This window comes from Asanoa ferruginea (assembly GCF_003387075.1).
Lineage (GTDB): Bacteria > Actinomycetota > Actinomycetes > Mycobacteriales > Micromonosporaceae > Asanoa > Asanoa ferruginea.
Genome location: NZ_QUMQ01000001.1, coordinates 2649177 through 2665482, shown reverse-complemented (window position 1 = coordinate 2665482; position 16306 = coordinate 2649177). Strand labels below are relative to the sequence as shown.

General features: G+C 71.2%; 13 protein-coding genes and 1 tRNA gene. 8 read left to right on the top strand and 6 right to left on the bottom strand.

What is annotated here, in order from left to right:
* Positions 1-7: 7 nt before the first annotated feature.
* Genes DFJ67_RS12690 through DFJ67_RS12680 form a run of 3 tightly spaced genes read left to right on the top strand, consistent with a single transcriptional unit; the run spans position 8 to position 3179 of the window.
* Positions 8-1165 carry an acyl-CoA dehydrogenase family protein gene (locus DFJ67_RS12690; protein ID WP_116068066.1) on the top strand — a complete coding sequence of 386 codons (1158 nt, stop codon included), beginning with the start codon at positions 8-10 and terminating at the stop codon, positions 1163-1165.
* Positions 1166-1209: 44 nt separating this feature from the next.
* Positions 1210-1632: a hypothetical protein gene (locus DFJ67_RS12685; RefSeq protein WP_116068065.1), complete on the top strand. Its 423-nt coding sequence runs from the start codon at positions 1210-1212 to the stop codon at positions 1630-1632.
* Positions 1629-3179 (top strand): serine/threonine-protein kinase, encoded by a 1551-nt coding sequence (locus DFJ67_RS12680; protein WP_116068064.1) that lies wholly within the window; start codon positions 1629-1631, stop codon positions 3177-3179. The genes DFJ67_RS12685 and DFJ67_RS12680 overlap by 4 nt, the downstream gene beginning before the upstream one ends.
* Here DFJ67_RS12680 and DFJ67_RS12675 read toward each other — a convergent pair.
* The 4 genes from DFJ67_RS12675 to sp36 are packed head-to-tail and all read right to left on the bottom strand — an operon-like array spanning position 3176 to position 8222.
* A complete protein-coding gene (locus DFJ67_RS12675) occupies positions 3176-6790 on the bottom strand; it encodes an adenylate/guanylate cyclase domain-containing protein (RefSeq protein WP_116068063.1) in 3615 nt (1204 codons plus the stop codon). The genes DFJ67_RS12680 and DFJ67_RS12675 overlap by 4 nt on opposite strands.
* Positions 6787-7566, bottom strand: coding sequence for an MBL fold metallo-hydrolase (locus DFJ67_RS12670; RefSeq protein WP_116068062.1), 780 nt, complete (start codon positions 7564-7566; stop codon positions 6787-6789). Before DFJ67_RS12670 ends, DFJ67_RS12675 begins: the two co-directional genes overlap by 4 nt.
* A 39-nt stretch (positions 7567-7605) precedes the next feature.
* Positions 7606-8070 (bottom strand): RidA family protein, encoded by a 465-nt coding sequence (locus DFJ67_RS12665; protein WP_116068061.1) that lies wholly within the window; start codon positions 8068-8070, stop codon positions 7606-7608.
* Entirely contained in the window at positions 8067-8222 is a 156-nt protein-coding gene (gene sp36, locus DFJ67_RS42650) for a Sp36 family protein (protein ID WP_170215823.1), read from the bottom strand. Before sp36 ends, DFJ67_RS12665 begins: the two co-directional genes overlap by 4 nt.
* Before the next feature lie 419 nt (positions 8223-8641).
* On the opposite strand from sp36, the gene DFJ67_RS42645 reads away from it, so the two are divergent.
* From DFJ67_RS42645 to bagB, 3 genes are read left to right on the top strand one after another with little or no spacing between them, the layout of a single operon-like run.
* Positions 8642-9193 carry an Rv0361 family membrane protein gene (locus tag DFJ67_RS42645; protein ID WP_170215821.1) on the top strand — a complete coding sequence of 184 codons (552 nt, stop codon included), beginning with the start codon at positions 8642-8644 and terminating at the stop codon, positions 9191-9193.
* 16 nt (positions 9194-9209) lie between these two features.
* The gene (gene bagA / locus DFJ67_RS12655; protein WP_116068060.1) at positions 9210-10190 is read left to right on the top strand and encodes an ATPase BagA; all 981 of its coding nucleotides are present in this window, start codon (positions 9210-9212) and stop codon (positions 10188-10190) included.
* Positions 10191-10200: 10 nt separating this feature from the next.
* A complete protein-coding gene (gene bagB / locus DFJ67_RS12650; protein WP_116068059.1) occupies positions 10201-11346 on the top strand; it encodes an ArsA family ATPase in 1146 nt (381 codons plus the stop codon).
* Here bagB and DFJ67_RS12645 read toward each other — a convergent pair.
* Entirely contained in the window at positions 11333-11629 is a 297-nt protein-coding gene (locus DFJ67_RS12645; protein ID WP_089254707.1) for a WhiB family transcriptional regulator, read from the bottom strand. The genes bagB and DFJ67_RS12645 overlap by 14 nt on opposite strands.
* 532 nt (positions 11630-12161) lie before the next feature.
* On the opposite strand from DFJ67_RS12645, the gene DFJ67_RS12640 reads away from it, so the two are divergent.
* Both DFJ67_RS12640 and DFJ67_RS12635 read left to right on the top strand, forming a co-directional pair.
* Positions 12162-14588 (top strand): penicillin-binding protein, encoded by a 2427-nt coding sequence (locus tag DFJ67_RS12640; RefSeq protein WP_116068058.1) that lies wholly within the window; start codon positions 12162-12164, stop codon positions 14586-14588.
* 162 nt (positions 14589-14750) lie between these two features.
* Positions 14751-16172, top strand: coding sequence for a sensor domain-containing diguanylate cyclase (locus DFJ67_RS12635; RefSeq protein WP_116076110.1), 1422 nt, complete (start codon positions 14751-14753; stop codon positions 16170-16172).
* A gap of 57 nt (positions 16173-16229) precedes the next feature.
* Here the strand turns inward: DFJ67_RS12635 and DFJ67_RS12630 are convergent.
* Positions 16230-16306: transfer RNA gene (locus DFJ67_RS12630), tRNA-Pro, on the bottom strand.

The window sequence follows — 16306 nt, the reverse complement described above, 5'->3', positions numbered from 1 at the left end:
ACCCCTCATGAACTTCGACCTGACCCCGGAGCAGAGCGATCTGCGCGACGCCGTGTCGGCCCTCGGCCGCCGCTACGGTCACGACTACTTCATTGGCAAGGCCAAGGCCGGCGAGCACACCACCGAACTCTGGGCCGAGGCCGGCAAGCTGGGCTATCTCGGCGTCAGCATCCCGACGGAGTACGGCGGTGGCGGTGGCGGCATCACCGACCTGACCATCGTCTGCGAGGAACTCTCGGCGACCGGTTCGCCGCTGCTGCTCCTCGTGGTCTCGCCGGCGATCGTGGCGACGATCCTGGCGAAGCACGGCACCGAGGCGCAGCGCGTCGAGTTCCTGCCCCGCCTGGCCGACGGCTCGCTACTCATCGCGTTCGCGATCACCGAGCCGGAGGCGGGTTCCAACTTCCACCGGCTCGGCACGGTCGCCCGCCGCGACGGCGACGAGTGGGTGCTCAACGGCCGCAAGTGCTTCATCTCCGGCGTCGACCACGCCGACTACGTGATGGTGGTGGCGCGCACCGCCGACGCGGCGACCGGCAAGCTGGTCCCGGCCCTGTTCCTCGTGCCGACCGACGCGGCCGGGTTGACGAAGTCCAAGCTCGACATGGAGATCGTCTCTCCGGAGAGCCAGTGGCTGCTCTACCTCGACGACGTCCGGTTGCCGGCCGACGCGCTGGTCGGCGACGGTGACGCCGGCCTGCCGGCGCTCTTCGCGGGCCTCAACCCGGAGCGGATCACGGTGGCGGCGATGAGCGCGGGCACCGGCCGCTACGCGCTCGAACGCGCGTCCCGCTACACCGCCACCCGGCAGGTCTGGGGCCGTCCGATCGGGACGCACCAGGGCGTGGCCCACCCGCTGGCGCACGCCGCGATCCAGGTCGAGTTGGCCCGGTTGATGGTCTACAAGGCGGCGACGCTCTACGACCAGGGTCGCGACCTGGAGGCGGGGGTGGCGGCCAACATGGCCAAATACGCGACCGCCGACGCCGCCGCGCTCGCGGTCGACACGGCGATCCAGGCACACGGCGGCAACGGAATGACCACGGAGTACGGCGTCGCCACACTGCTCGGTGCCGTCCGCGCCGGCCGGATCGCACCGGTAAGCCGGGAAATGATCCTCAACTTCGTCTCCCAGCACGTACTCGGCCAGGAGAAGTCCTATTGATTGATCGTTGATCACGAAGTTTGGAGATGCTTGGATCTCCAAATATGAGACTTCCTCGTTCTCCGGCCGGCTGGACCATGGCCGTGTTCGGCGTGCTCGCGATCGTCCTGGGCATCGTGGGCCTGGTCAGCCCCGACACGCTGCTCAGAATGCTGGGTTTCGAGGTGCTCGGCGACCGCGCGGCCGGCGACTACACCAAGACGTTCATGGCCGCGTCGTCGATGGCGTCGCTCAACATGGGCGTCTACTACCTGGTCGCGGTCGCCACCGAATGGCGGCCGTTCTACCTCTTCACGGTGATCTTCCGGCTCGTGACGTTCACGGTCTTCACGATCCTGGTGCTCACCGAAGCCGCGCCGGCACGCTTTTTCGGCGTCGCGGCCTGGGAAGGACTCGGCGCGGTCGCCACAGGTGTCGCATTGTGGTTCGAAAGAAACCGGCGGACTTCGGTACCTTCTAACACGTGAATGGCACATCCCCTGGCGCCCTGCCACCGCCAGTTGTGCCTGGTTTAACCGATTTGTCAGTGTTCGCGCGCGGCGGCTACGCAACCGTCTACCGCGCGACCCAGGGCTCGGTCGGCCGCGAGGTCGCCGTCAAGGTCGAAAATCGCACCCTCGACACCGAACGCGACCAACGCCGCTTCCTCCGCGAGGCCCGCGCCGCCGGGCGGATGTCATCGCACCCGCACGTCGTCGACCTCTTCGACGCGGGCGTGACGAGCGACCAACACCCCTACCTGATCATGGAGCTCTGCGACGGCTCCTACGCCGAACGGATGAAGAACTCCCCGCTGTCGGCCGCCGAGGCCCGCGACGTCGGCATCAAGATCGCCGACGCCCTGGCCGACGCACACCAGCTAGGCGTGCTGCACCGCGACGTGAAGCCGGCCAACATCCTCTACTCCAGGTTCAACGAGCCGGCCCTGGCCGACTTCGGCCTGGCGGTATTAGCGGAAGTACGCGACTCCTCGGTCACCCTGGAAGTCCTCACCCCGGCCTACGCCGCACCCGAGATGTTCCGGCACAGCGAGCCGTCCCCCGCGGTCGACGTCTACGCCCTCTGCGCCACGCTCTACGCGATCATGCGCGGCAAACCACCCCGCTGGCGCGACGACCGCGACCCGAGCCTGGTCACGTTGATGGAGATGTTCACCGAGCGGATCCCCGACCTGCCCGGCGTGCCACCGGCCTACCTCGATCTGCTCCGGGCGGGCATGGCCAACGATCCCGCGGCCCGCCCGTCGGCCGAGGAACTGCGCGACCACCTCGCCGACCTGCCGATGGAAGGCTTCGGCTCGACCCGCCCGACGTCGGCCCCACCGGTCAGCGGCGGCGCACCGGCGAGCAAGCCGGTGTCCGGCGGCCCGTCGGTCTACGTCTCCCGCTCCTACACCCCGCCCGCGCCACCCGCCCCGCCCGCGCCGTCGCAGCCCAGCAGCCCGACCGACGACCACCCGACCGTGCCCGGTGACCGCCGTGGCCGCGTCCGCCGCCGCTGGTGGCTCGGTGGCCTCGGGATGATCGCGCTGCTCGCGATCGGCGGCCTGACCGCCTGGTATGCCGCTGACTCGCCAGACACCGACCGAGACCCCGTCGGCCAGAGCACCCCGCAGCCGACCCACCCGGTCGGGTTGGGCCAGGCCCTGCCCGGCTGCCTGGTCCCGTTGCCGGCCGGCGGCCACTGCCCCGACAACCTGGAGTGCTACGGCGACGCCCGCCCGGCCGAGCGGGTCCCGTGCGCCGGCCCACACACCTGGGAGGCGTTCGCGGTGGGCGACGCACCGGCGACGCTCGACGAGGTCGACCGGCGAACCCTGCTAGCCGACCCGGCCGTGCGCCAGGTCTGCGGCCCGGCCAGCTTCACCGTCGCGACGCGGTTGATGAGCACCCAGGGCTGGACGTTCGACGTGCTGCCACCCGACCAGGCCGCCCTGGCCGCGGGCGACCGCACCTACCGCTGCCTGGCCGGCCGAGGCGACGACGCCCTCAACGGCCCAACCTTGTCGCGCTAGGCGAGCTGCGCCTGGAGTTCCTTGGCCCGCGCCCGCTCGCTCGTCTGCTCCGTCGAGAACGACAGGTCAACCGCCCGCTCCGCCGCCGCCTGCGCCTCGGCGTGGCGCCCCGCCGTGTCGAGGGCTCGGGCCAGCACCTCGGCGCCGATCACCCGGCTGCGCACATCCTCGGCCGGCACCGCGGCCGCCCGCTGGGCCCAGTCCAAAGCCTGCTCGCACCGCCCCGCCGCGAGCAACGCACCGGCATAGGTGGCCAGCGCCTGCTGCCGCGAGAAGAGCAACGACGGCGCGCCGGAAGCCGAGGCGATCGGGGCCAGCAGCCCGATCGCGGTGGTCGTGTCGCCGGCCCGGGCGCGCACCGCCGACAGCAGCACCCGCGGACCCACCTGCGCCGGCGCCAGCGGGTTGTGTGGCTCGACCGCCATCATCACCGCGCGAGCGTCGGCTTCGGCGGCGTCGTCGTCGCCGCGGTCGAGGGCGACGAAGCCGCGCAGCGTGCCGGCCATTCCCATCAGCAGCGGATGCCCGAGCCGGTTGGCGTAGGAGACGGCGTCGGTCAGCAGGTCATTGGCGTGTTGCGGCTCGCCCAGCCCTCGGGCGATCACCCCGCGGACGACCAGCGAGAAGCCGCGGCCCCAGTCGTCGGCACCGGCGGCGAAGTCGCGGTAGGCGCGGCGCGCCTCGCGGTCGGCCTCGGCCAGGTCGCCAAGCTCGGCCGCGGCGAACGCCTCGACCGCGCGGAGGGTGCCGACCGCCCAGGCCTCGCCGACCCGCTCGCCGAACGGCAGGAAGATCCGCGCGAGCCGGCGGGCCTCGGAGAGCCGGCCGGCGAGCAGCCGCGCGTAGGCGGTCGTGCCGCGCAGCCAGGCCCGCCCGACCGGGTCGCCGAGTTGGGCGAACAGCCGGGCCGCGCGGGCCAGGACCGCGTCGGCGCCGGCGAAGTCGCCGCGGGTCGTGGTCACCCAGGCCAGGTTCTGCAGCGACCAGGCCTGACCGCGCTCGTCGCCGGCGGCGACGTTGACCTGGTAGGCGGCCGCGAAGCGGCTGCTGGCCTGCGCGAGCTTGCCCTGGAGGAAGTCGGCCATGCCGAGCCGGCGCATCGCCTCGGCGCGGGGGCCGGGCAGGTTGGCGTCGGTGGCCACCTGGAGCGCGTCGCGCCACATCACCTGGGCGCGCGCGAAGTCGCCGAGTGAGCGGTGGGCGCGGCCGGCGAGCAGCAGGGCGCCGGCGCGGGCGCTGGGCTCGGCCGAGTTGGCGGCGATCTTCTCCGCATAGGCGAGGGCGTCTTTGGCCCGGCCGGTCTGCTGCAGCGCGCGGGCGTGCACCAGGCGGTCGGCGACCGGCAGCGCGTCGCCGGCCAGTGCGGCCTCGCGCTCGGCGTATTCGACGGCGGTGACCGGCTCGCCGGCCGCGGCCGCGCGCCGGGCCGACCGGCTCAGCGCGGCGATGCCGAACGGGACGACGCTGCGGGCGACCGCGTCGGGGCGCAGGCCGACGCTGTCGGCGAGGGCGACGGCGCGCTCGGTGTGGTGTGCGATGAACGTGTCACGGTCTCCGTCGGACCAGCTTCCCGGGTCGGCGGCGGTCGGCTCGACCGGCACCGGACGCCGGCCGGTGACCGCGTCGGACGCCGTCGTGGGCGCCGCCCACCGGGCCAGGAACGCGTGTCGCTCGGCCAGGTCGGCCTTGCCCATGCCGGAGTAGGCGGCCTCGTGCATCAACGGGGTGGTGAACGCGTAGCCGGTGCGGGTGCGCTGAAGCATCCGGCGTTGTAGCAACTCGTCGACGGCCCGCTCGAGCTCGACGGCGACCACGGCCGCCGGGCGGCCGGCCCGGCCCGCGTAGTGCTCGCGCAGCGCCTCGAGCGTGCCGCGCGGCACCAGGTCGCCGATCACGGCCGCGTCGCGCAGCACGGCCCGGGCGTCGGCGGGCAGCGCGTCGATGCGGGCGGCGAGCACGGCGGCCAGGTCGCGGGACAGCAGCCGGCTGGTCAGCGAGCCGGGCGCGAGCCGCCAGCGCTTCTCGCCGGACGCGCCGTCGACGCTCACCTTGGTCAGGGCGCCGCGCTCGATCAGCAGGGTGACCAGCTCGGCCAGGTAGAACGGGTTGCCCTGCGCGGTGGCCAGCAGGCCGTCACTGTCGGGCTGGGGCAGCCGGCCGCCGCTGAGGTAGGACGACAGGAGCCGCGACGAGTCGGCGCCGCGCAGCGGCGGGAGGGTGGCCACCTCGGCGTCGGCGAGCCGGGTCAGCGCGCCCGCGGTGCGGACCAGCTCCGGGCGGCCGAGCAGCAACACCAGGACGGGGCCGGACAGCCGGGAGAGCATGACGCCGAGCGCCTCGACCGTCTCCGGCGTGGCGTCGTGCAGGTCGTCGACGATGATCAGCAGGGGTGCCTCGGCCGCGAGACCGCTGAGCAGGGCGGCGACCGCGGCCGGCAGCGCGGCGGCGTCGGCGTCGGGGGTGTCGCCGGTCCACTCGCCGGGCACCGCCTGGGATGCGGTCGGCAGGTCGCCGTAGCCCAGCAGGGCGATCAGCTGGTCGGAGGCGACCGGCGGCGCGTCGGGGAAGCGGGCCAGCCGGCTGGTCAGCCGGCGGAGCCGCTCTTCGACCACCGCGCGGGTGGGCGGCGTGCCGTTGTCGGTCGGCGCGCCGATCGCGATGCGGACCAGGTCGGCCAGAGGTGCGAGGCGGCGCCGCTCACCGAAGGCGGCACAGCGCACCGAGAGCACCCGGGCGCCGGTGCGGTTGGCGAACCGGCCGGCGGCCACGTCGTAGCCGGCGGCCAGCCGCTCGGCCTCGCTGGCGAACCGGGTCTTGCCGATGCCGGCCTCGGCGGTCATCAGCATGACCGTCGGCTGGCCCTGGTCGACGACCTCGGAGAGGCGGCCGGCGATCCGGCCCAACTCGGCCTCGCGGCCGACGAACGGCGCCTCGTCGCCGAGGCCCGACCGGGTGCCGGGTGCGTCGTGCAGGCCGAGCAGCTCGTAGGCCTCGACCGGGTCGCGCTTGCCCTTGAGCCGCAGCGGGCGCAACTGCCGCCAGGACGCGACCCGCCGGGTGCCGGAGAAGGTGCTGGCGCCGGCGTAGACGGCACCGACCGCGGCCGCGTCGGCGAGCCGGGCGGCGGTGTTGACCGTGTCGCCGATGACCGTGTATTCGATCGCGGCCTGGATGCCGGCGACCACGTTGCCGGTGTTGAGCCCGACCCGCAGGCCCAGCGGCGCGCCGCCGCCGCGCTCGTCGTCGAGCACCCGGCGCACCGCGCGCTGCATCGACAGGGCGGCCCGGACCGCGCGCTCGGCGTCGTCTTCGTGTGCGACCGGCGCGCCGAAGACGGCCATGATGCCGTCGCCGGTGAGCTTGTCGACGTGACCGCCGAAGGTCTTCACCGCGCCGGCGAGAGCGGCCAGCACCCGGTCGGTCACCGCACCGACCCGCTCGGGGTCGACATTCTCCGACCACGAGGTGAAATCAGACAGGTCGCCGAACAGGACCGTAACCACCCGGCGCTCGGCTGCGGGCAACGACGCCGCCGCGGGCAGGGCAGCGCCACAGTTGTGGCAGAAGCGGGCGCCGGGTATGGCGACCGTTCCGCACACAGGACACGTCACGGTCCATCCAACCCCTGTGACCCCCGTCGCGATTCCCGGGACGGCACACCGAGATATGCGAGTTGGGCGCGGACCGACCACTCGGCGGCGGGCCAGAGCGAGCGGTCGACGTCGGCGTAGACGGTGGCGACAACCTCGTCGGCCGTTTTGGCGCCATTTGCAACAGCGGACCGGACCTGCTCGAGGCGGGCCTGCCGGTGTGCGAGATAGAACCGCGCGGCCACCGCGCAGTCGGCCAGCGCCGGGCCGTGGCCGGGCAGCGCCAGGAAGCCGGAGTAGGCCGTCAGCAACTCGAGGCTGGCGAGGTAGTCGCCGAGGTCGCCGTCGGGATGGGCGACCACGGTGGTGCCCCGGCCGAGAATCGTGTCGCCGGTGAAAACAGCTCCCTCGGCCACGAAACAGACCGAGTCGGCGGTGTGGCCGGGCGTGGCCACCGCGGTGATCTGGACACCGGCCAGGTCGTGCGCACCGAGGTCGCGGAGCACGGTCGCCCCGGTCAGCTCGGCGAAGCGGTCGAGGCCTTCGACGTGGTCGGGGTGGCCGTGGGTGGCCAACACGGTGCCGATCGGGCCGTGTGCGGCGATCGCCCGCAGGTGACCCTCGTCGAGCGGCCCGGGGTCGATCACCACGGCGGGCGCGCCGGCGGTGGCCCGCAGGACCCACGTGTTTGTGCCGTCGAGGGTCATCGGGCCCGGGTTGGGCGCCCGGACCAACGTGGCCCACTCCGGCAGGCGTTCCGCTAGCGCCGCCGCCGGAGTGGTCACGTGGGCCGTCATGGGTGCGATCGTATTACCGGGCTACGACAGGACCGGCGGTCAGGCGACCGCGACCTCGACGATCGCCTCGACCTCGACCGGGGCGCCGAGCGGCAGTTCCGCGACGCCGACCGCGCTGCGGGCGTGCCGGCCGGCCTCGCCGAACACCTGGCCGAACAGCTCGGAGGCGCCGTTGACGACCACCGGCTGGCCGGTGAAACCGGGCGCCGAGGCGACGAAGCCGACCACCTTGACGACCTTGACGACATATTCGAGGCCGACCAGGGCGTCGATCGCGGCCAGCACGTTGAGGCCGCACTGCCGGGCCAGGTCCTGGGCCTGCTCGGCGGTGACCTCGGCACCGACCTTGCCGGTGGCGAGCAGCTTGCCATCGACGATCGGCACCTGGCCGGAGACGTAGACGTAGTTGCCCGACTGGACCGCCGGCACGTAGGCGGCCACCGGTGGCACGACCTCGGGCAGGGTCAGCCCGAGCTCGGCGAGGCGCTCGTGCGGGGTGGTCACGACTTGGGCCGCTTCATGTAGGCGACCAACTGCTCCGGATTGGGACCGGGAATGACGTTGACGAGCTCCCAGCCGTCGTCACCCCAGTTGTCCAGAATCTGCTTGGTCGCGTGGACCAGCAGAGGCACGGTCGCGTACTCCCATTTCTGCATGCGGCCGAGGTTACCGGTGGCGATACCAGCGGCCCCAGGTCGGCTACCCTGCTCCGCGACGGCTCGTCCGGACGAGACCTGGGGAGACCATGAGCGTGCCGCCCGCCGGTGACTCCCGGCCCACCGACGCCCCCGAGCCGGGCGACGACAGCGGCGCCCGCCCGGCGGTGCCCCCGCCGCCTCCGCCGCAGGAAGCGCCCGCCCCACCGCCGCCACCGGGGCCGCCGAGTGCGCCGCACCCTCCCGAACGTGCCCCCGCCGTGGCAATCCCTGCCGAGGCCCCGTCAGAGGCTCCCGCGCCGCCGCCGCCGCCGGCCGAGCCTGGCCCGGATCAGACCCAGGAAATCACTCCAGCCACAAGCGCCCCGCCCACCCCGTTGTGGACGCCGCCGCCGTGGACCGGCCCGCAATCCCCGACGGTGCCGCCCGCCGCCACCGACTGGGCCACCGCCCAACCGGCGCCACCCGTCGGCGGACCCCAGTGGGGCCCCGCCGTACCCCCTTATCCGGCTTTTCCGGCACCGAAGCGCCGCCGGCGCGGCCTGTGGATCACGGCAATCGTGCTGGCCGGGGTTCTGCTGTTGTGCGGCGGCGGCGGGATAGCCGGTTATCTCGTGCTCCGCGACGTCGAGACGGGCGAGGGCGCGGCCGAGCCGGTCGCCGCGGTGGAGAGCTTCCTCGACGCCGTCTATGTGAAGCAGAACGCGACCGCGGCCGCCGCGCTGGTCTGTGGCGACGCGCGCGACGTGGGCGCGCTCCAGGACAAGGTCGACGAGATCCAGCGGTACGCGCGGACCTACCCGAACCCCCGCTACAAGTGGGACCCGCCGAAGGTGGAACAGCAGGACGCCGAGAAGGCCCTGGTGTCGACCCGGTTGACAGTGTTGACGGCCGACGACCGCAGCACCGCCGAGCAGCTCCGCTTCACCGTCGTACACACGACCGGCTGGTGGGTCTGCGACGTCGGCTGACGCTTACTCTTGGTGCGTGACCAGATCCGCCCCGACCGGCCGACGCGCTGACCTGTGGCCCGCGCGGCTGCATGTGGTGACCGGGAAGGGTGGCACCGGCAAGACCACCGTGGCCGCCGCGCTCGCGCTGGCGCTGGCCGCCGGTGGGCGCCGCACGTTGCTCGTCGAGGTCGAGGGTCGCCAGGGCGTCGCCCAGCTTTTCGGCACCCCGCCGCTGCCCTACGAGGAGCGGCGGATCACCGCGGCGGCCGGCGGCGGCGAGGTGCGGGTGCTGGCCATCGACGCCGAGGAAGCGCTGCTCGAATACCTCGAGATGTTCTACCGGTTGGGCGCCGCCGGGCGGGCGCTGCGCCGGTTGGGCGCGATCGACTTCGCCACGACCATCGCGCCCGGCCTGCGCGACGTGCTGCTCACCGGCAAGGTCAAAGAGGCGACAACCAGAACCTCCGGCGGGCATCGGGTGTACGACGCGGTCGTGGTCGACGCCCCACCGACGGGCCGGATCGGCCGATTCCTCAACGTGACCGCGGAGACCGCCAAGCTCGCCAAGGTCGGGCCGATCAAGACCCAGAGCGACGGCGTCCAGGCCCTGCTCCGCTCCCCGATGACCGCTGTGCATGTGGTCACACTTCTCGAGGAGATGCCGGTCCAGGAGACGGTCGACGCGATCGACGAGCTCAACCGGCTGCGCATCCCGGTCGGGCACGTGATCGTCAACGAGGCTCAGACACCGCTGGTGGCCGCCGGCAAGGTGTCGCAGGCCGAGCTGCGCCGCGGTTTGACGGCCGCCGGGCTGCCCACCGACAAGGCCACGGTCACCGGCCTCTTCGCCGAGGTGAAGAACCATCTGACCCGTCAGGAGCTGGAAGATTCGCTCCGCGGCGACCTCGTCGAGCTGGGTCGGCCGGTGCTGGAGCTGCCCCTGTTGAGCGCTGGCGTCGACCGGGAGGGGCTCGACGTTCTCGCCGCTGCTCTGTTGGCTGCTCCGACCCCATAAACTCGGGCATGTGTCATCGGATCAACACCCGCCGCGGCTCGACATCGACCGGATCCTGAGCGACCCGGGCGTCCGCATCGTGGTCTGTTGCGGCTCGGGTGGAGTCGGCAAGACCACGACGGCTGCCGCCCTCGCCCTGCGGGCCGCTGAGCAGCACGGCCGGCGCACCGTCGTGCTCACCATCGACCCCGCCCGCAGGCTGGCCCAGTCGCTCGGCCTGACCGAGCTCGACAACACCCCTCGCCCGGTCAAGGGCGTCGGCGAGGGCACCGACGGCTCGCTGCACGCGATGATGCTCGACATGAAGCGCACCTTCGACGAGGTGGTGCTCGCGCACACCGACCCGGCGAAGGCGGCGGAGATCTTCGCCAACCCCTTCTACCAGGCGATGAGCTCGACCTTCTCGGGCACGCAGGAATACATGGCGATGGAGAAGCTGGGCCACCTGCACGCACAGGGCGAGTGGGACCTGATCGTGGTCGACACCCCACCGTCACGGTCGGCGCTCGACTTTCTCGACGCTCCGGCCCGGCTGGGCCGGTTTCTCGACGGTCGGATGCTGCGCCTGCTGCTGGCACCGGCCCGGGCCGGCGGGCGCAGCGTGTTCGGCCTGGTCACAGCGTCGTTCGGGGTGTTCTCACGGGTCGTACAAAAAGTGCTTGGCGCGCAGCTTTTGACTGATTTGTCAGGCTTTGTCGCCGCGCTCGACTCGATGTTCGGCGGCTTCCGGCAGCGCGCCGAGCAGACCTTCCAGATCCTCCAGGCGCCCGAGACGGCGTTCCTCGTCGTGGCCACGCCGGAGAAGGACGCCATCCGGGAGGCGGCCTACTTCGCCCGCCGGCTCGGCGAGGAGCGGATGCCGCTGGCCGGGCTCGTGGTCAACCGGGTGCACGGCACCCAGGTGCCGCAACTGAGCGCCGAGGCCAGCCTCGCCGCCGCGGCCGCCTTCGCCGACGCCGGCGAGCAGGCACCCACCGCCGACGCGTTGCGCATCCACGCCGCGCTGGCGGCGCTGGCCGACCGGGAACGCGCGGTGACGGCCGGCTTCGCGGCCGAGTTCCCCGAGGTCGCCACGGTCTCCGTAACCGCACAGCCCGCCGATGTCCACGACATCGACGGGCTGCGGATGATCGGCTCGGCTATCAGCCAGCCGTGACCAGCGACTTGTCCTTGTTGCGCAGCGCGGCCTCGAACATCTTGCGCCAGCTCGCCACCTGCGGATGGCGTCGCAGCAAGGCCCGGCGCTCGCGCTCGGTCATGCCACCCCAGACGCCGAACTCGATGCGGTTGTCCAGCGCGTCGGCCAGGCACTCATACCGCACCGGGCAACTCCGGCAGATCCGCTTCGCCACGTTCTGCTCAGCGCCCTGCACGAAAAGCGCGTCCGGGTCCCCGTTCTGGCATGCCGCCAACGTCGGCCAGTCTGTGATCATGCCCATCAGTCCACGTCCCCCCTTGCAGTCCGCTACCGAACTCTCCACACCAGTCGGACTCCCGACCTCGAGTCGGCAGGTGTTGCCCCCGGTCACCCACCGCTCCGTTTCCCCCGGGATGCGGCGGGTGGCGCGCGATACTCGCGGGACCATCATGCTCCGTAGTCGTCTGATTACGCAACGTTGTCAGATAAATACATCACAACCGGGACACTCTTCGCCTGTCGGATAGCGAGCCGGCTCAGATGCCCCGTACGCGGAAAATCTCGCCTGGATTCGGTCAAAAGCCAACACAGACCTCAGCAGTCCGGCAGAATCGTCGGTGCTGGTGCTCACCGGCTGCCGGAGCGTGCGCATAACACAACAACGACGCCGGCCCCGGAAGGACGTTGGTGCTGGCGCGTCGGATTTACCTTCGCGCGTGCGGTGTCGACGTCTGCCCACCAAACGCGGGACGCGAGATTGTTGTGCGTTCCCGTACCCTGTCGGGGTGAGTGAGCGGAGTGCGCAGCCTGGGAAGCCCCGCAAAAAAAGCTGGATGCGGCGGCGTGACCACAACATTTTCGCCAACGCGGCATCGCTGATCATCTGTGGCGTCCTGGCCGGGGTGGTCGTGGCGGCCGCGGCGTTCCCCGCTGTCGCGATGTCGGGCCTGGCGGCCAAGGCGGGCGTCGAGACCTTCGACAAGCTGCCGACCGAGCTGACCCTCAAGCGCCCACCGCAGATCAGCTACATCTACGCCAGCGACGGCAAGAAGCCCCTGGCCACGATGTATGACGAGAACCGGCGCGACGTCGATCTCAAAGACATGTCCAAGTTCATGCAGGACGCGATCATCGCCGCCGAGGACCACAACTTCTACAAGCACAACGGCGTCGACATCAAGGGCATCGGCCGGGCGTTCGTGGCCAACAACCAGGCCGGCGAGACCGCACAGGGCGCCTCGACGCTCACCATGCAATACGTCCGGCTGGCGATCGCCTACTCCGCGACCGACCCCCAGGACGTGGTCGCCGCGACGGAAGACACGCCGCAGCGCAAGATCCGCGAGATGCGCTACGCCCTCCAGATCGACAAAGAGCTGGGCAAGGCCGAGATCCTCGAGCGCTATCTCAACACCGCGCCGTTCGGTGCCGGCGCCTACGGCGTCTACGCCGCGAGCCAGGTCTACTTCTCCAAGGAGCCCAAGAACCTCACCATTGAAGAGGCCGCACTGCTGGCCGGCATGGTGAAGGCGCCGTCGGAGTTCGACCCGACCACCCAAGACGGCTACCCGCAGGCCGTCGCGCGCCGCAACTACGTCATCGACAACATGTTCGAGATCGGCGCGATCACCGCCGAGCAGCGCGACAAGGCCAAGGCGGTCAAGCTCACCGTCAAGGGCAAGCGGGCACCCAACGGTTGCGTGGCCACCACCAAAAACAGCTGGGGCTTCTTCTGCGACTTCTTCTACCGCTGGTGGATGGATCAGGAGTCGTTCGGCGCGACGACCTATGACCGTGAGCGGCGGCTGAAGAGCGGCGGCTACAAGATCATTACCTCGCTCGACGCCGGCGTCCAGGACGCCGCGAAGGCCAATGTCGAGCAATACTACAAAACTGGCAAAAACCATCCCAATGCGCTGATGGTCGCGGCGATCGAGCCCGGCACCGGCTACGTGCGGGCGCTGGCGGTCAACCGCAACTACAAGCTCGACCCCACCGACAAGCCGCAGAACGGGATCTCGACCGACCCGGCGAAGAAGAAGCGCAAGGTCCGGGGCACCTATCCCAACACCACCAACCCGCTGCTGACCGGTGGCGGTGACATCACCGGCTACCAGGCGGGCTCGACGTTCAAGATCTTCACCCTGGTCGCGGCGCTGGAGAAGGGCTTCCCGCTCAGCTACACGATCAAAGCGGAGCCGGTCTTCAAGTCGAAATACATCGTCGAATTCAATGGGCCGAGCGCCTGTCCGGGCACCAACAAATACTGTCCACAGAACGCCAGCGCGAGCATGGCCGGCGTGCACGACATGTGGTCCGGCTTCGGCGCCTCGGTCAACACGTTCTTCGTGCCGCTCGAGCAGGCGGCCGGCGCGGCCAATGTGGTCGACGCCGCCAAGCGGATGGGCATCAAGTTCCGCGCCAAGAGCGACGCCGTGATCGCCAACAACAGGGACGGCGCCGACCAGTGGGGCGCCTTCACGCTGGGCGTCTCGGCCACGACCCCGCTCGACCTGGCCAACGCCTACGCGACGCTGGCGGCCGACGGCAGATACTGCGAGCCCAACCCGGTGCAGGCGATCATCGCCCCAGACGGCGCCAAGCTCGACGTCGCCGCACCGCGCTGCCGCAAGGCTGTTGACCAGGAGGTCGCCCGCGCGGCCGTCGACGCGGCCCGGTGCCCGCTCGGCGACAGTTCCTCGAAGTCACGCTGCCGGGGCGCCACCGCCCGGGCGGTGCACGACATCGTGGGCTACCCGGTGGCTGGCAAGTCCGGCACCACCGACAGTGAGAAGACCGCGTCGCTGGTCACGATGACCAAGCAGCTCGCCGTCGCCGGCATCATGGCCGACCCCGACTGGGCCGAGACGACGCACAACATGGAGCACGACATCGTCAACCCGGCGGTCTACGAGACGCTGCGCGACGGCATGAAGGCGATGAAGGCGCCGAAGAAGAACTTCACCCCGCCCAGCAACACCAAGATGATCGAGGGCGACCAGCGTTCGATCCCCAACGTCGAGTGCCAGTCGGTCGACGCGGCCCGATCCAGGCTCGAGGGCGCCGGCTTCGAGGTCGACGTCGACCGCACGACGCCGATCGACTCCAAGTGCCCGGAGGGCACCGCCGCGGGCACCTCGCCCGACGGCCGCACGATCAAGGGCGGCGTCGTGGTCATCCAAGTGAGCAACGGCAAGGGTGCCGGCGGTCCCGGCAACGGCCCCGGTGGCACCGGTCCACCGCGGCGCCCAGGAGGCTGACAAACAGCAGGTCAACGGGCCCGCCGGCATTGTCCGGCGGGCCCGTTGTCGTGATTGGGCCGGGTCGTGACGGTCCGGATACAGTCGGTAGGCTGCTGAAGGTCACTCGCCTTTAGTTGCAGTGCTGCGAATAACTGCGCCTAACCGGAAAGAACCGTGCGACTGGATCACGAACGCATCGTCCGCGACGTGACGGCGCGCCTGACCCGGGCCTCGTCTGTCGAAGAAGCATGCCGGGTGACTGTTACCACGCTCAGTGCCCACACGGGCGCGATGACGGCTGCTCTGCTACCGGTGCGTGACCATCTACGTTCTGTCGCCGCTGCCGGTTCCTGGCACGTCTTCACCACCGTGCAACCAGGGCGCGGTGTGTCCGGTCGCGCCTTCCGCACCGGCCAGACCCAGACCGTCACCTCCCCGGAGGACGACCCCGACTACATCCCGCTCAACGCGCCGGACGTACGCCTGGAGGTCTGCGCTCCGTTCATGGACAACGACGGGCAGACCACCGGTGTGCTCAACGTCGAGTGGCGCACCGAGGCCGACGTCGAATCCGCCCGGCTCATCGTCGAGGCGATCGCCGAATGCCTCGGCGACCGGATCACCCGACTCGGCGGCCCACCGGCCGAGACCCGCAGCGAGAAGCTGCTCCGGCACGCCGGTGCGCTGACCGCCGCGATCAGCGAGTGGGAGTTGATGGCCGCCGCCAACGACGCCGCTCGCGACGTCTCCGGCCTGTCGGCCGCCGTCCTGGTCGTCCGCGACGACCAGCGGATGCGCCTGGGCATGCCGACCTACCTACCCGAGGAGTTCGAGGCCAAGCTGCGCGACGTGATGGCCCTGTTCCCCGAGTCGGCGCTGCAGGAACTGGTCGACATCGCACACTCGCACGGCTCCTCCTACACCCTCGGCGAGACCGGGCACCGGGTGCCACACGTCTACCGCCCGCTGATCGACGCCGGCGTGGCGACCCTCATCGCGGTGCCGGTCGGCCCGGCCGACACCGGCGGCGTGATGCTGATCGCCGACGAGACCAACACCGAACCGGACCCGTCGACGGTCAACCTGATGGAACTGCTCGCCGCACAGGCGTGGGCCTGCCTGGACCGCCTGCGTACCCTGTCTCAGCTCCAGGAATTGGCGATGTCCGACCCGCTGACCGGGTTGCGGCACCAGGTCCCGTTCGGCGAGCGGATCCGCACCGCGACCCCCGGCCGCACGGCGCTGCTGGCCATCGACATCGACCAGTTCAAGGTCATCAACGACACCTACGGGCACCAGGAGGGCGACGCCGTCCTGGTCGCGGTCGCCCGCGCCCTTCAGAACGGCCTGCGCCACGTCGACGAGCTGTTCCGCCTGGGCGGCGACGAGTTCGTGGCGGTCCTCGAGGTGCGCAACCCCAGCGAGGCGATGAACATCGCCGAGCGGCTGGCCGAGGCGACCCGCGCGATCGGCCGCACAGTGAGTATCGGAGTGGCGATGGTCGACGACGACGAGCCGCCGGAGCGCGCGCTGCGCCGGGCCGACGCGGCGCTCTACAGCGTCAAGCGCGACGGCCGCGACGGCACCCGGCTGGCCGCCTGACCCGCCCTGGAAATGAACGAGGGCACGAGCGGTTTCCCGCCGTGCCCTCTGCAAACCTGGTCGGGGTGGCCGGATTCGAACCGACGACCTCTTCGTCCCGAACGAAGCGCGCTACCAAGCTGCGCCACACCCCG

What these genes read in the sequence shown, in the direction of transcription:
- sp36 (WP_170215823.1), bottom strand. Translation starts at nt 8,222, where the DNA reads ATGCAGAAATGGGAGTACGCGACCGTGCCTCTGCTGGTCCACGCGACC.
- DFJ67_RS12645 (WP_089254707.1), bottom strand. Translation starts at nt 11,629, where the DNA reads ATGGGCATGATCACAGACTGGCCGACGTTGGCGGCATGCCAGAACGGG.
- DFJ67_RS12690 (WP_116068066.1), top strand. Translation starts at nt 8, where the DNA reads ATGAACTTCGACCTGACCCCGGAGCAGAGCGATCTGCGCGACGCCGTG.
- DFJ67_RS12685 (WP_116068065.1), top strand. Translation starts at nt 1,210, where the DNA reads ATGAGACTTCCTCGTTCTCCGGCCGGCTGGACCATGGCCGTGTTCGGC.
- DFJ67_RS12640 (WP_116068058.1), top strand. Translation starts at nt 12,162, where the DNA reads ATGCGGCGGCGTGACCACAACATTTTCGCCAACGCGGCATCGCTGATC.
- DFJ67_RS12670 (WP_116068062.1), bottom strand. Translation starts at nt 7,566, where the DNA reads ATGACGGCCCACGTGACCACTCCGGCGGCGGCGCTAGCGGAACGCCTG.